This is a genomic window from Pseudomonas sp. PA-6-3C (assembly GCF_021605825.1).
Taxonomy (GTDB): domain Bacteria; phylum Pseudomonadota; class Gammaproteobacteria; order Pseudomonadales; family Pseudomonadaceae; genus Aquipseudomonas; species Aquipseudomonas edaphica.
Genome location: NZ_WKDV01000004.1, coordinates 209074 through 223959, shown reverse-complemented (window position 1 = coordinate 223959; position 14886 = coordinate 209074). Strand labels below are relative to the sequence as shown.

The window sequence follows — 14886 nt, the reverse complement described above, 5'->3', positions numbered from 1 at the left end:
GACCATAGAGCATTGGAACCACCTGATCCCATCCCGAACTCAGTAGTGAAACGATGCATCGCCGATGGTAGTGTGGGGTTTCCCCATGTGAGAGTAGGTCATCGTCAAGATTAAATTCCGAAACCCCATTTGCGAAAGCAGATGGGGTTTTGTTTTGCGCGCTCGAAAAGTGTCCCGCAAGCTATTCCGCGAAAAAGCCACCATCAATGCGCACTAACGGGTGCACAGCACGCGTCAAAACGCCTCCAGGCGCTCGCCTCCTTGCCATTCCAGAAGACTGGCTCACTGGTTATCTCTACATGAATGCTGACACTCTGCTGTCTCCCAGGCTCATCAGATCGTGAAAGGTCGTTATATGGGTCGAGGGCGGTAGGATAATCGCAACGCTCCGACGGCCTCTGAAGGCGCTCACGAGGTTTTGAAAGGGCTTATGGTCATAGGGCTTGTTCTGTCATGATTTTGCCTTCTGGGCGCCATTGCGGCGGCCAGCGCTGGAATCTCACTTTTCTACAGACGAAAAAAAAGACCTTGAAATTCAAGGTCTTTCTTTAAGATGGTGCCCCGAGGGAGACTCGAACTCCCACTCCTTTCGAAAACGGATTTTGAATCCGCCGCGTCTACCAATTCCGCCATCAGGGCTCAATGGCGGCGAAGTATAGAGATGAGATTACCGTTGGTCAATCACGTTTCATGGTCTATTTTCACTATTTCCGCTAGACTCCCCGGCCCTGCTAGACGAACCCTATCATGCGCGTTGCTGACTTTACTTTTGAGCTCCCTGATTCGCTGATCGCTCGCCACCCTTTGGCCGAGCGTCGCGCCAGTCGACTGCTGACCCTGGACGGGGTGAGTGGTGCCCTCGCACACCGCCAATTCACTGATTTGCTTGAGCATTTGCGCCCAGGCGATTTGATGGTGTTTAACAATACCCGGGTGATTCCGGCACGGCTGTTTGGCCAGAAAGCGTCCGGCGGCAAGCTGGAAATTCTGGTGGAGCGGGTGCTGGACAGCCATCGCGTGCTGGCCCATGTGCGCTCCAGCAAGTCGCCGAAACCCGGCTCGAGCATCCTCATTGATGGCGGTGGCGAAGCCGAGATGGTTGCACGCCATGACGCGTTGTTCGAACTCAAGTTTGCCGAGGAAGTGTTGCCACTGCTGGAACGCGTCGGCCATATGCCGCTGCCTCCCTATATCGACCGCCCCGACGAAGACTCGGATCGCGAGCGCTACCAGACGGTGTACTCGCAGCGCCTCGGTGCTGTCGCCGCACCTACAGCCGGGCTGCATTTTGACCAGCTGCTGCTGGACGCGATTGCCGCCAAAGGTGTCGAAAGCGCTTATGTGACCCTGCACGTGGGGGCCGGTACGTTTCAGCCGGTGCGTGTGGATAATATTGAAGACCACCATATGCACAGCGAATGGCTGGAAGTCAGCCAGGAAGTCGTGGATGCGGTGGCGGCGTGCAAGGCGCGCGGCGGTCGTGTTGTGGCGGTGGGCACCACCAGCGTGCGCTCGCTGGAGAGTGCCGCGCGCGATGGCGTGCTCAAGCCCTTCAGTGGCGACACCGATATCTTTATTTTCCCGGGCCGGCCGTTCCATGTCGTCGATTGCCTGGTGACCAATTTCCATTTGCCGGAATCCACGCTGTTGATGCTGGTGTCGGCCTTCGCGGGTTATCCCGAAACAATGGCGGCGTATAAAGCTGCCATCGATAATGGATACCGTTTTTTCAGCTACGGTGATGCGATGTTTATCACCCGTAACCCTGCGCCGACTGCTCCTAAAGAAGCGGGCCTTGAGGAGCAACTATGAGTCGTATGTCGTTTGAATTGTTGGCCACGGATGGCAAGGCTCGTCGTGGTCGCCTCACGTTCCCGCGTGGCACCGTCGAAACCCCGGCGTTCATGCCAGTGGGCACTTACGGCACTGTAAAAGGCATGCTGCCGCGTGACATCGTCGCGACCGGCGCCGAGATCATCCTGGGCAACACCTTCCACCTGTGGCTGCGCCCGGGCACGGAAGTGATCAAGAAGCATGGCGACCTGCATGACTTCATGAAGTGGCAAGGCCCGATCCTCACCGACTCCGGTGGTTTCCAGGTATTCAGCCTGGGTGCCATGCGCAAGATCAAGGAAGAGGGCGTGACTTTCGCCTCGCCGGTGGACGGTTCCAAAGTGTTCATGGGCCCTGAAGAGTCGATGCAGGTGCAGCGCGACCTGGGCTCCGACATCGTGATGATTTTTGACGAGTGCACGCCTTATCCCGCGGATGAAGATGTCGCGCGTATCTCCATGGAACTGTCGTTGCGTTGGGCTCAGCGCTCGAAAAACGCCCACGGCGATAACACTGCTGCGCTGTTCGGTATCGTCCAGGGCGGCATGCACGAAAGCCTGCGCAAGCGCTCGCTCGAAGGCCTCGACAAAATCGGCTTTGATGGCCTGGCTATCGGCGGTCTGTCGGTAGGTGAGCCCAAGCACGAGATGATCAAGGTGCTGGATTACCTGCCGGGCCTGATGCCCGCTGACAAACCTCGTTACCTTATGGGCGTTGGCAAACCGGAAGATCTCGTAGAGGGTGTGCGCCGCGGTGTGGACATGTTCGATTGCGTGATGCCAACCCGTAATGCCCGCAATGGGCATCTGTTCATCGATACAGGCGTGCTGAAGATCCGTAACGCGTTCCATCGCCATGATGATTCGCCGCTGGATCCCACCTGTGACTGCTACACCTGCCAGAACTTCTCGCGTGCTTATCTGCACCATCTGGACAAGTGCGGGGAAATGCTGGGTAGCATGTTGAATACCATCCACAATTTGCGTCACTACCAAGTCCTGATGGCTGGTTTGCGTGAGGCTATTCAACAGGGTACATTGGCCGCCTTCGTCGATGCCTTCTATGCCAAGCGCGGGCTCCCTGTGCCGCCCTTGGACTGAGTTTTCCGACCCTAAGATTCACTATTTGCAACTGGAGTGCTAAATGAGCTTTTTTATCTCTAATGCCATGGCTGACGCCGCTGCGCCTGCCGCCGCCGGCCCTATGGGTGGTGGTTTCGAGTGGATTTTCCTGGTCGGCTTCCTGGTCATCTTCTACCTGATGATCTGGCGCCCACAGGCCAAGCGCGCCAAAGAGCAGAAAAACCTGCTGGGCAGCCTGCAGAAAGGCGACGAAGTTGTGACTACTGGCGGCATCGCCGGCAAGATCACCAAGGTTTCCGATGCTTTCGTGGTTCTGGAAGTCTCCGACACCGTAGAAATGAAGTTCCAGAAGGGCGCCATCGCCGCCACGCTGCCAAAAGGCACGCTCAAAGCGATCTGAGTAACAACCTTTACCAATCGACGGGGCGCGCAAGGCGCCCCGCGTTATAAGCGGGCGGCGTGATGCTGAACAAATACCCTCTGTGGAAATACGTACTGATCCTGGCGGTGCTGGCGATCGGTTTTATTTATTCCGCTCCCAATCTTTATCCTGATGACCCTGCGATCCAGATCACTGGCGCCAGCACTACGCTGCAGGTCAATCAGGCTGACCTGGACCGTGCGAGCAAAGCGCTCACCGACGCCGGTATCCAGGTAAAAGCGGCAACCTTGGCGTCTGATGCGAAAGGCGGTTTGTTGCGCCTGACCAAGGCCGAAGACCAGTTGCCGGCCAAAGACGTCGTGCGCAAGGCCATGGGTGATGACTACGTTGTCGCGCTCAACCTCGCACAGACCACGCCAAAATGGCTGCGCAGCATTGGCGCGCACCCGATGAAGCTGGGTCTGGACTTGTCCGGTGGTGTGCACTTCCTGCTGGAAGTCGACATGGACAAAGCCCTCGACGCGCGTCTGAAAGTTTACGAAGGCGACGTGAAGAGCCTGCTGCGCAAAGAGAAGGTGCGTTATCGCAGCCTGCCGCAGCTCAACGGTGCCATCCAGCTGGGCTTCTCTGATGAAGCGACCCGCGAACAGGCCCGTGCCCTGGTGCGCAAGAACTTCAATGATTTCGACATCGTACCGGCTGACCTGAATGGTCAGGCTGTGCTGCGTCTGGCGATGACCCCGGCCAAGATCGCGGAAATCCGCGAATACTCCATCAAGCAGAACTTGACCACGGTACGTAACCGCGTCAACGAGCTGGGTGTGGCTGAGCCGATCGTGCAGCGTCAAGGCGCCAACCGCATCGTGGTTGAACTGCCAGGCGTACAAGATACCGCTGAAGCCAAGCGTATCCTGGGTAAAACCGCCAACCTGGAATTCCGTCTGGCGGCTGAGCCGGGTGCGACTCGCGCGACTGCCGAAGAATTCGAGTTCCGTGAAGGCAACCGTCCTCCAGCGCTGATCGAGCGTGGCTTGATCATCACCGGTGATCAGGTGACTGACGCCAAGGCGGGTTTCGATTCGCAGCACGGTACTCCGGAAGTGAACATCCGTCTGGATGGCCATGGCGGTGACCTGATGAGCCGCGCCACGCGCAGCAACGTCGGTCGCAGCATGGCGGTGATCTTCATCGAGCAACGCCCGGTCACCACCTACACCAAACAAATGGTCGACGGTGTCGAGAAAGACGTGCCGGTGCAGACCTTCAAGGAAGAGAAGAAAATCATCAGCCTGGCGACCATCCAGTCGCCGCTGGGTGCTCAATTCCGCATTACCGGCCTGAATGGCCAGGGCGAATCTTCCGAGCTGGCACTGCTGCTGCGTGCGGGTGGCCTGGCGGCGCCGATGTACTTCGCTGAAGAGCGCACCATTGGCCCGAGCCTGGGTGCCGACAACATCACCAAGGGTATCGATGCGGCCTTGTGGGGCATGCTGTTTGTGTCCTTGTTCATCATCGCCATCTACCGCTTCTTCGGCGTCATCGCCACCGTGGCCCTGGCGGGCAACATGGTGATGCTGCTGGCACTGATGTCGCTGCTGGGCGCAACACTGACCCTGCCAGGTATCGCCGGTATCGTACTCACCATGGGTATGGCCGTAGATGCCAACGTACTGATCTTCTCGCGTATTCGTGAAGAGATCGCGGCGGGCATGACCGTACAACGTGCAATCAACGAAGGCTTCGGCCGGGCATTTACCGCGATTCTCGACTCCAACCTGACCACTCTGCTGGTCGGCGGGATTCTCTTTGCCATGGGCACCGGCCCGGTCAAAGGTTTTGCGGTGACCATGTCCCTCGGTATCTTTACCTCGATGTTCACGGCCATCATGGTGACCCGCGCAATGGTCAACCTGATCTTTGGCGGACGTGACTTCAAGAAGTTGTGGATTTAAGGGGCTGCCATGTTACGTACAATCAACTTCATGGGCGTTCGCAACATTGCGTTCGGCGCCACAGTGCTCCTTACCGTTCTGGCGTTGTTCAGCTGGTTCCATAAGGGCCTGAACTACGGTCTGGACTTTACCGGCGGTACGCTCATCGAGCTGACCTACGAGAAGCCGGCCGACGTCACCCTGGTGCGCAGCGAGCTGGTCAAGGCCGGCTATCACGAAGCCATCGTGCAGAGCTTTGGTGCTACCACCGACCTGCTGGTACGTATGCCGGGCGAAGATCCGCAGTTGGGTCATCAGGTAGCCGAAGCCTTGCAGAAGGTCGGCGGTGACAACCCGGCGTCGGTCAAGCGCGTCGAGTTCGTAGGCCCGCAAGTGGGTGAAGAGCTGCGCGACCAGGGCGGTCTCGGCATGCTGATGGCGCTGGCCGGCATCATGGTCTACCTGGCGTTCCGCTTTCAGTGGAAATTCGGCGTCGGCGCCATTGTGTCGCTGATCCACGACGTAATCGTCACCGTGGGTATCCTGGCGTACTTCCAGATCACCTTCGACCTGACGGTGCTGGCGGCGGTGTTGGCGATCATTGGTTACTCGCTCAACGACACCATCGTGGTATTCGACCGGGTTCGTGAGAACTTCCGTGTACTGCGCAAGGCTACTCTGGTCGAGAACATCAACATCTCCACCACCCAGACCTTGCTGCGGACCATGGCGACGTCGATCTCCACCTTGCTGGCGATTGCTGCACTGATGATCTTCGGTGGCGACAATCTGTGGGGCTTCTCCCTGGCACTGTTCATCGGCGTTCTGGCGGGTACCTACTCGTCGATCTACATCGCTAACGTGGTGCTGATTTGGCTGAACCTCAACAGCGAAGATTTGATCCCACCTGCCGCTACCGGCAAGGAGGTCGACGACCGTCCTTGATGGGCGTTCGTTGATACGCTGTTACAAAGAAGGCACGAGTATTGAACTCGTGCCTTTTTTTTTGCTCCAAGGCTGGGTATAGCGCGGACGTTTCGGTCCGCTTGTGATGGTCAGGAGGTTCACGTGAACAAGTCGTTACTGGTTGGTGCGGTATTGGGTGCTGTCGGTGTGACTGCCGGGGGTGCTGTTGCCACCTACAGCCTGGTAAAAAGCGGCCCTGAGTATGCGCAAGTGCTGGCAGTGCAGCCGGTGAAAACCCAGATCAAAACCCCTCGTGAGGTCTGCAAGGACGTCACCGTGACCCGGCAGAAGCCGGTGCAGGATCAACACCAAATCGTCGGCACCGTGGTTGGCGCGCTGGCCGGTGGCTTGTTGGGCAACCAGGTCGGTGGCGGTAATGGCAAGAAGCTGGCTACTGTAGCCGGTGCTGTCGGTGGCGGTTACGCCGGTAACAAGGTGCAGGAAGGTATGCAGAACCGCGATACCTACACCACCACGCAGCAGCGTTGCAGCACGGTCAACGATATCAGTGACAAGGTTGTGGGTTATGACGTGCGCTACAACCTGGACGGTAAGGAAGGTTCGGTACGTATGGACCGTGATCCGGGCGGCCAGATTCCAGTGGATAAGGAAGGTCGTCTGATCCTGGGTCAGAACCAGCAATAAGGCTGACATCAATCCAAGTGTGGGAGCTGGCTTGCCTGCGATAGCGGTGGGTCAGTAACCCATTAGCTAGCTGGTAGACCGCTATCGCAGGCAAGCCAGCTCCCACATTGGATTGTGTTGGCTGCTGGGATAGCAAATCCCAGGCATAAAAAAAGCACCCCTCGGGGTGCTTTTTTGTGCTCGCTCGCTTAGCGCTTCAGCGAAGCCGGCAGGTGCGGCTGGATCGCCGTCAGTACTGCCTTGAAGCATTTGGTGTTGCCGGCGACCACATGGCCTTTCTCAAGGAAATCGTGACCACCGGTAAAGTCGCTCACCAGGCCACCAGCTTCCTGGATCAGCAGGGCGCCTGCAGCCATGTCCCATTCGGACAGGCCCGACTCCCAGAACGCATCAAAACGACCGGCGGCAACATACGCCAGGTCCAGGCTGGCAGCACCGGCGCGGCGGATGCCGGCGGTCTGGCCAACCAGGGCGCGGAACATGCCCAGGTAGTTTTCCAGGTTGTCCATCTGGTCGTCACGGAACGGGAAGCCAGTGCCCAGCAGGGCGCCGTCCAGGCTGGTACGGCCGCTGACGCGCAGGCGACGACCGTTCAGTTGGGCGCCACGGCCACGGCTGGCGGTGAATTCTTCCTGGCGAACCGGGTCGAGTACGACGGCGTGTTCAAGGCGGCCACGGTATTTGCAGGCGATGCTGACTGCAAAGTGTGGGATGCCGCGCAGGAAGTTGGTGGTGCCGTCCAGTGGGTCGATGATCCACAGGTAGTCTTCGCCTTCGCCGCTGCCTTTGTGCAAGCCGGTTTCTTCACCGAGGATGCCGTGGGTAGGGTAGGCCTTGCGCAGCGCGTCGATGATTTTTTGCTCAGCGGCGCGATCCACCTCGGATACATAATCCTTGGCGTCTTTTTCGTCGACCTTGATGGTATCCAGGCGCTCGATGGAGCGGAAGATCAATTCACTGGCGCTGCGGGCGGCGCGCAGCGCGATATTCAGCATGGGCTGCATGGATGTGTCACCTAAGGTTGTTAAAGAAAGCCGGGCATTCTAGCAGAAACTTTCTTCAGGTGAAGGACGACGTTAGCTTTCATGGCATAACCTTAGGCTGTTCTGTAAGATTTGCTCCCCTTTCCTGTGTCCGAGAGCGCCTCCCTTGCTGCAAAACATCCGTGTTGTCCTCGTCAATACCAGTCATCCCGGCAACATCGGCGGGGTGGCGCGAGCCATGAAAAACATGGGGCTGACGCGCCTGGTGCTGGTCGAGCCGCGTGTGTTCCCGCACCACGAGGCCGATGCCCGTGCATCCGGCGCCAATGACATCCTTGAAAAAGCCCAGGTCGTCGCCACTTTGGAAGACGCTTTGGTCGGCTGCAACCTGGTGCTTGGCACCAGTGCTCGCGACCGTCGAATCCCCTGGCCACTGCTGGATCCGCGCGAATGCGGCACCAAGGTGGTGGAAGAGGCAGCAGGTGGCGCTGAAATCGCTTTGGTGTTTGGCCGTGAAGACTCCGGCCTGACCAATGAAGAGCTGCAGCGATGTCATTACCACGTGCACATCCCATCAGACCCTGAGTTCAGTTCGCTGAACCTCGGGGCAGCGGTGCAGGTGTTGAGTTACGAAGTGCGCATGGCCTGGCTGGCTGCAGAAGGCCAGCCGAGCAAGGTCGAGAAGGATGAGGTCGCATCGACCAAGAGTGGCGAGTTGGCCACCATGGACGAGTTGGAGCGATTCTATGAGCACCTGGAGCAAACCCTGGTGGCCATCGAGTTTCTCGATCCGGAAAAACCACGGCACTTGATGGCACGCCTGCGTCGCTTGTACGGCCGTAGCTCGGTAAGCCGGGCAGAAATGAACATATTGCGTGGCATCCTCACGGAAACCCAGAAAGCGGCCCGTGGTGAGCTTCTTAAGCGGAAGGATTAAAAATGTTCGAGCGTTTGCGAGAAGATATCCAGAGTGTTTTCCACCGTGACCCGGCGGCGCGCAACGCCTTTGAAGTGCTGACCTGCTACCCAGGCATGCACGCGATCTGGATTCACCGCCTGTCCGCAGTCTTATGGGGCATGGGCTGGAAATGGCTGGCACGGCTGGTGTCGAACTTTGGGCGCTGGTTGACCGGAATCGAGATTCATCCAGGCGCCAAGGTGGGTCGTCGCTTCTTTATCGACCATGGCATGGGCATCGTGATTGGCGAAACCGCCGAAATCGGTGATGACGTGACGCTGTATCAGGGCGTGACCCTGGGTGGCACAACGTGGAATAAAGGCAAGCGCCACCCGACATTGGGCGATGGCGTAGTGGTGGGGGCGGGTGCCAAGGTGCTTGGCCCGTTCACTGTCGGCGCGGGTGCCAAAGTGGGCTCCAATGCTGTGGTGACCAAGGCTGTGCCGCCTGGCGCGACGGTGGTGGGCATTCCCGGCCGCATCATCGTCAAGCCGGAGCTCGGCGACGAGCAGGAAGCCAAGCGCAAAGCGATGGCTGAGAAGATCGGTTTCGATGCCTACGGTGTCAGCGAAGACATGCCCGACCCGGTGGCGCGTGCCATTGGCCAGTTGCTCGACCACCTGCAGGCCGTGGATGGCAAGCTGGACGGTATGTGCGGCGCATTGAAGGAGTTGGGCAGTAGCTACTGCGCAAAAGATCTGCCTGAGCTGCGCGAAGAAGACTTCGCCGAGATCAAGGTTGAAGCTGCCACCACCAAGGCTGGCTAAATCTTAAGCGCGATAAAACCTTCTGTGGGAGCTGGCTTGCCTGCGATAGCGGTCTGCCAGCTCATTTAGGGGGTGCTGACCCACCGCTATCGCAGGCAAGCCAGCTCCCATATTTGGCTTCCATTGGTCTTGAGGTTGAGTCGTGGCCCGGTTCCCGCTGTTCGTCCCCACCCCACCCTGCTATTATTCGCGCGCCCTTTTTGCGGGTAATCCTGACTAAAGTACTAGGTCTTATAGTTGACTTAAATACTCGGGAATCGCATACTTGCTCCCATTCTGAAACACCTTGGTACTTGTCCATGAGACTGACTACAAAAGGCCGATACGCGGTGACCGCCATGCTTGACCTGGCCTTGCACGCGCAAACTGGGCCGGTGTCCCTGGCCGATATCTCCGAGCGCCAAGGCATTTCCCTGTCCTATCTCGAGCAGTTGTTCGCCAAATTGCGCCGTAGCAACTTGGTTTCCAGCGTGCGTGGGCCGGGCGGCGGTTATCAATTGTCCCGCGATATGCAGGGCATTCAGGTAGCTCAGGTGATCGACGCGGTGAACGAATCCGTCGATGCCACCAAATGCCAGGGTTTGGGTGACTGCCATGCCGGCGACACCTGCCTGACCCACCACTTGTGGTGTGACTTGAGCCTGCAGATCCATGAGTTTTTGAGTGGTATCAGCTTGGCTGATCTTGTGACTCGCCGTGAGGTGCAAGAAGTAGCCCAGCGTCAGGACCAGCGCCGTTGCAACACCAAGGCGCCGCGTCTGGACAAGATTGAAGCGTCCGCCGTCGAGTGACAGCCGAAGAGCTAACGGCACGCCAGCCAGCCTGATTTAGGAGAAAGTCCATGAAATTGCCGATTTACCTTGATTACTCAGCGACCACCCCGGTTGATCCGCGTGTCGCGCAAAAGATGAGCGAATGCCTGCTGGTTGACGGAAACTTCGGTAACCCAGCTTCCCGTTCCCACGTATTCGGCTGGAAAGCCGAGGAAGCGGTCGAGAACGCTCGTCGCCAAGTCGCCGACCTGGTAGGCGCCGATCCGCGGGAAATCGTCTGGACTTCCGGTGCTACCGAATCCGACAACCTGGCAATCAAGGGCGCGGCGCATTTCTACGCGACCAAGGGCAAGCACCTGATCACCACCAAGATTGAGCACAAGGCTGTCCTCGACACCATGCGCCAACTGGAGCGTGAAGGTTTCGAGGTTACCTACCTTGAACCAACCACCGACGGTATCGTCACGCCGGCCATGATCGAAGCGGCCCTGCGTGAAGACACCATCCTGGTTTCCGTGATTCACGTGAACAACGAAATCGGCACCATCAACGACATCGCAGCCATTGGCGAGCTGACTCGCTCCAAAGGCATCCTGCTGCACGTCGACGCTGCTCAGTCCACCGGCAAGGTCGACATCGACCTGTCCAAGCTGAAAGTCGACCTGATGTCGTTCTCTGCCCACAAAACCTACGGCCCTAAAGGCATCGGCGCGCTATACGTGAGCCGCAAGCCTCGGGTGCGCATCGAAGCCACCATGCACGGCGGCGGTCACGAGCGCGGCATGCGTTCCGGCACCCTGGCGACTCACCAGATCGTCGGCATGGGCGAAGCCTTCCGTGTAGCCAAAGAAGACATGGCTGCCGAAAACATCCGTATCAAGGCGCTGAGCGATCGCTTCTACAAGCAGGTCGAGAACCTTGAAGAGCTGTACATCAATGGCAGCATGACCGCCCGTGTACCGCACAACCTGAATTTGAGCTTCAACTACGTCGAAGGCGAGTCGCTGATCATGGCGCTCAAGGACCTGGCGGTTTCGTCCGGTTCGGCCTGCACCTCGGCTTCCCTTGAGCCTTCGTACGTTCTGCGCGCCCTGGGCCGCAACGACGAACTGGCACACAGCTCGATCCGCTTTACGTTCGGCCGTTTCACCACCGAAGAGCAAGTCGACTACGCCGCGCAGAAAGTCTGCGAAGCCGTCAACAAGCTGCGCGTTCTGTCGCCGCTGTGGGACATGTACAAAGACGGTGTCGATATCTCCAAGATCGAGTGGGCGGCACACTAACTATAGAAGCCGCCACCCAAGCTCTGTAAGAACGTGGCGGAAAACGCAGGCGTTTTTACAGGGTTCCAGAGCGGCCCTGATGAGTGAGGATTCAGTACCATGGCTTACAGCGAAAAGGTCATCGACCACTACGAAAACCCGCGCAACGTCGGCAAGATGAACGCGGAAGACCCTGATGTCGGCACCGGCATGGTCGGCGCTCCGGCGTGCGGCGATGTGATGCGCCTGCAGATCAAGGTCAACGACGCTGGCGTTATCGAAGACGCCAAGTTCAAGACTTACGGCTGCGGTTCCGCCATTGCCTCAAGCTCCCTCGCTACCGAGTGGATGAAAGGCAAGACCCTGGATGAGGCTGTCACCATCAGCAACACCCAGCTGGCTGAAGAACTGGCCCTGCCGCCAGTGAAAATTCACTGCTCCGTACTCGCCGAAGACGCCATCAAGGCGGCCGTTCGCGACTACAAGCAGAAGAAAGGCTTGATCTAAGCATTTGGCGACGAGTAAGGAGTCAACGATGGCTATCAGCATGACAGAAGCGGCTGCGCAGCACATTCGCCGCTCCCTGAATGGGCGCGGTAAAGGTGAGGGGATTCGTCTGGGTGTTCGCACCACGGGCTGTTCCGGCCTTGCCTACGTGCTGGAGTTTGTCGACGAGGTGGTTGAAGAGGACCAGGTGTTCGAAAGTCACGGCGAGAAAGTGATCATCGACCCTAAAAGCCTGACCTACCTGGACGGCACCGAACTCGATTTCGTCAAGGAAGGGTTGAACGAAGGCTTCAAGTTCAACAACCCCAACGTTCGCGGTGAATGTGGCTGCGGCGAAAGCTTCAACATCTGAGGCTATTCGTGGGTACTCCTTGTCATTTCGCTTTATTCGAGCTGCAGCCGAGCTTTCGGCTGGACCTTGAGAAGCTTGCCACGCGCTACCGAGAGTTGGCGCGTGGGGTGCATCCGGACCGCTTTGCTGACGCTTCCGAGCGTGAGCAGCGCCTGGCGCTGGAGCAATCGGCCAGCCTCAACGAAGCCTATCAGACGCTGAAAAACCCGCCCAAACGCGCGCGCTACCTGCTCGCGTTGAACGGTGGTGAGTTGCCTATCGAAGTGACGGTGCACGACCCGGACTTCCTGATGCAGCAGATGCAGTGGCGCGAAGAACTCGAAGACTTGCAGGACGAGGCTGATATAGCCGGTGTCGCGGTCTTCAAGCGTCGTCTGAAAACGGCCCAGGATGAGCTCAATGAAAGCTTCGCAGCCTGTTGGGATGATGCAGCGCAACGTGAACAGGCCGAACGCCTGATGCGGCGCATGCAGTTCCTCGACAAGCTCACCTACGAAGTGCGCCAGCTAGAAGAGCGCCTCGACGATTAACCCAGTGCTGCCCGTGATGCACGCCTGATAGACAGATAAGACCTGATTACCATGGCCCTACTGCAAATCGCCGAACCCGGCCAAAGCCCTCAACCACACCAGCGTCGCCTGGCGGTCGGGATTGACCTGGGCACCACCAATTCCCTGGTTGCTGCCTTGCGCAGCGGCCTGTCCGAGCCATTGCCCGACGCTAATGGCCAGGTGATCCTGCCCTCCGCTGTGCGTTATCACGCTGATCGCACTGAAGTCGGTGAGTCGGCCAAGCTGGCAGCGTCCAGTGACCCGTTGAATACCGTGCTGTCGGTTAAACGCTTGATGGGTCGCGGTCTTTCCGACGTCAAGCAATTGGGCGACCAGCTGCCGTACCGCTTTGTTGGCGGCGAATCCCATATGCCGTTCATCGACACCGTCCAAGGCCCGAAAAGCCCGGTTGAAGTGTCGGCCGATATCCTCAAGGTGCTGCGTCAGCGCGCAGAAAATACCTTGGGCGGCGAACTGGTCGGCGCAGTGATCACCGTTCCTGCCTATTTCGATGACGCACAGCGTCAAGCCACCAAGGACGCCGCGAAGCTTGCGGGCCTGAACGTGTTGCGCTTGCTCAACGAGCCGACCGCAGCGGCGGTGGCCTATGGCCTGGATCAGCACGCTGAAGGCCTGGTGGCTATTTATGACCTGGGCGGTGGTACTTTTGATATTTCGATTCTGCGCCTGACCGGCGGTGTGTTTGAAGTACTGGCCACCGGGGGCGACAGCGCCTTGGGCGGCGATGACTTTGACCATGCCATTGCAGGCTGGATCATCACCAGCGCTGGCTTGTCGGCTGATCTGGACCCGGGCGCGCAGCGTAATCTGCTGCAAACTGCCTGTGCGGCCAAGGAAGCACTGACTGACGCTGATTCTGTTGAAGTTTCCTACGGCAGCTGGTCGGCTCAACTGACTCGCGAAGCCTTTGATGCGCTGATCGAACCGATGGTCGCTCGCAGCCTCAAGGCGTGCCGTAGGGCTGTACGTGATTCCGGTATCGAGCTGGAAGACGTGGCCGCAGTGGTCATGGTCGGCGGTTCGACGCGCGTCCCACGCGTTCGCGAAGCGGTTGCCGAAGCTTTCGGTCGCCAGCCACTGACAGAAATCGACCCGGACCAAGTAGTCGCCATCGGCGCTGCTATCCAGGCCGACACGCTTGCCGGTAACAAGCGCGAGGGTGGCGAACTGCTGCTGCTCGACGTGATCCCGCTTTCTTTGGGGTTGGAAACCATGGGCGGCCTGATGGAGAAGGTGATTCCACGCAACACCACCATCCCCGTCGCACGCGCCCAGGATTTCACCACGTACAAAGATGGCCAGACGGCCATGATGATTCATGTGCTGCAAGGCGAGCGCGAACTGATCAGCGACTGCCGCTCCCTGGCGCGCTTTGAATTGCGCGGCATCCCGGCGATGGTGGCCGGTGCGGCGAAAATTCGCGTGACCTTTCAGGTCGACGCCGATGGCCTGCTCAGCGTAGCAGCGCGTGAATTGGCCTCGGGCGTTGAAGCCAGCATTCAGGTCAAGCCGTCCTACGGCCTCACCGACGGCGAAATCGCCAAGATGCTCAAGGATTCGTTCCAATATGCCGGTGACGACAAGGTCGCCCGCGTGCTGCGCGAGCAGCAAGTCGATGCCCAGCGCCTGCTCGAAGCTGTGCAGGGCGCCCTGGAAGCCGACGGCGAGCGTCTGCTGGATGCTGAAGAGCGCATGGTTATCGACCTGCAAATGCAGGAACTGGCCGAACTGATGAAAGGCAACGATGGTTACGCCATCGAGCAGCAGACCAAGCGCCTGTCGCAAGTGACTGATGCTTTTGCCGCCCGCCGCATGGATCAGACGGTGAAAGCCGCACTGGCCGGGCGCAACCTGAATGAAATCGAGGAATAAT

The 14886-nt window shown here is 58.6% G+C and carries 15 protein-coding genes, 1 tRNA gene and 1 rRNA gene; 15 read left to right on the top strand and 2 right to left on the bottom strand.

Annotated features, from left to right (window positions below; genetic code table 11):
• Window positions 1-110, top strand: a 5S ribosomal RNA gene (rrf, locus tag GIW48_RS05310); the annotation flags it as partial.
• Between the two features lie 444 nt (window positions 111-554).
• Here the strand turns inward: rrf and GIW48_RS05305 are convergent.
• Window positions 555-639 (bottom strand) — tRNA-Leu (locus GIW48_RS05305).
• 108 nt (window positions 640-747) lie between these two features.
• Between GIW48_RS05305 and queA the strand changes: the two genes are divergently transcribed.
• The 6 genes from queA (at window position 748) to GIW48_RS05275 (ending at window position 6839) form a co-directional block, all read left to right on the top strand.
• The gene (queA, locus tag GIW48_RS05300) at window positions 748-1812 is read left to right on the top strand and encodes a tRNA preQ1(34) S-adenosylmethionine ribosyltransferase-isomerase QueA (protein WP_169985246.1); all 1065 of its coding nucleotides are present in this window, start codon (window positions 748-750) and stop codon (window positions 1810-1812) included.
• A 5-nt stretch (window positions 1813-1817) separates the two neighbouring features.
• A complete protein-coding gene (gene tgt, locus GIW48_RS05295) occupies window positions 1818-2933 on the top strand; it encodes a tRNA guanosine(34) transglycosylase Tgt (protein ID WP_003175976.1) in 1116 nt (371 codons plus the stop codon).
• Between the two features lie 43 nt (window positions 2934-2976).
• Window positions 2977-3315 carry a preprotein translocase subunit YajC gene (gene yajC / locus GIW48_RS05290; protein WP_003175975.1) on the top strand — a complete coding sequence of 113 codons (339 nt, stop codon included), beginning with the start codon at window positions 2977-2979 and terminating at the stop codon, window positions 3313-3315.
• A gap of 62 nt (window positions 3316-3377) precedes the next feature.
• Entirely contained in the window at window positions 3378-5249 is a 1872-nt protein-coding gene (secD, locus tag GIW48_RS05285; protein WP_017135939.1) for a protein translocase subunit SecD, read from the top strand.
• A 9-nt stretch (window positions 5250-5258) separates the two neighbouring features.
• On the top strand, window positions 5259-6173 hold the full coding sequence (secF, locus tag GIW48_RS05280) for a protein translocase subunit SecF (protein ID WP_017135940.1): 915 nt from the start codon (window positions 5259-5261) through the stop codon (window positions 6171-6173).
• Between the two features lie 123 nt (window positions 6174-6296).
• Window positions 6297-6839: a glycine zipper 2TM domain-containing protein gene (locus GIW48_RS05275; protein WP_017135941.1), complete on the top strand. Its 543-nt coding sequence runs from the start codon at window positions 6297-6299 to the stop codon at window positions 6837-6839.
• 188 nt (window positions 6840-7027) lie between these two features.
• Here GIW48_RS05275 and suhB read toward each other — a convergent pair whose 3' ends face one another.
• Window positions 7028-7843, bottom strand: coding sequence for a type III secretion system regulator SuhB (gene suhB, locus GIW48_RS05270; RefSeq protein ID WP_003175971.1), 816 nt, complete (start codon window positions 7841-7843; stop codon window positions 7028-7030).
• A 145-nt stretch (window positions 7844-7988) separates the two neighbouring features.
• Between suhB and trmJ the strand changes: the two genes are divergently transcribed.
• The 8 genes from trmJ (at window position 7989) to hscA (ending at window position 14885) form a co-directional block, all read left to right on the top strand.
• A complete protein-coding gene (gene trmJ / locus GIW48_RS05265) occupies window positions 7989-8759 on the top strand; it encodes a tRNA (cytosine(32)/uridine(32)-2'-O)-methyltransferase TrmJ (protein ID WP_003210307.1) in 771 nt (256 codons plus the stop codon).
• 2 nt (window positions 8760-8761) lie between these two features.
• Entirely contained in the window at window positions 8762-9547 is a 786-nt protein-coding gene (cysE, locus tag GIW48_RS05260) for a serine O-acetyltransferase (RefSeq protein WP_017135943.1), read from the top strand.
• A 299-nt stretch (window positions 9548-9846) separates the two neighbouring features.
• Complete coding sequence (gene iscR / locus GIW48_RS05255; protein WP_003194020.1) at window positions 9847-10338, top strand: Fe-S cluster assembly transcriptional regulator IscR; 492 nt, start codon at window positions 9847-9849, stop codon at window positions 10336-10338.
• 50 nt (window positions 10339-10388) lie between these two features.
• A complete protein-coding gene (locus GIW48_RS05250; RefSeq protein ID WP_017135944.1) occupies window positions 10389-11603 on the top strand; it encodes an IscS subfamily cysteine desulfurase in 1215 nt (404 codons plus the stop codon).
• Between the two features lie 99 nt (window positions 11604-11702).
• Entirely contained in the window at window positions 11703-12089 is a 387-nt protein-coding gene (gene iscU / locus GIW48_RS05245; RefSeq protein WP_003175965.1) for a Fe-S cluster assembly scaffold IscU, read from the top strand.
• Between the two features lie 28 nt (window positions 12090-12117).
• Window positions 12118-12441, top strand: coding sequence for an iron-sulfur cluster assembly protein IscA (iscA, locus tag GIW48_RS05240; RefSeq protein ID WP_003209680.1), 324 nt, complete (start codon window positions 12118-12120; stop codon window positions 12439-12441).
• 8 nt (window positions 12442-12449) lie between these two features.
• Window positions 12450-12971: a co-chaperone HscB gene (gene hscB, locus GIW48_RS05235; protein WP_236460748.1), complete on the top strand. Its 522-nt coding sequence runs from the start codon at window positions 12450-12452 to the stop codon at window positions 12969-12971.
• Between the two features lie 51 nt (window positions 12972-13022).
• Entirely contained in the window at window positions 13023-14885 is a 1863-nt protein-coding gene (hscA, locus tag GIW48_RS05230) for a Fe-S protein assembly chaperone HscA (protein WP_236460749.1), read from the top strand.
• Window position 14886: the final 1 nt, after the last annotated feature.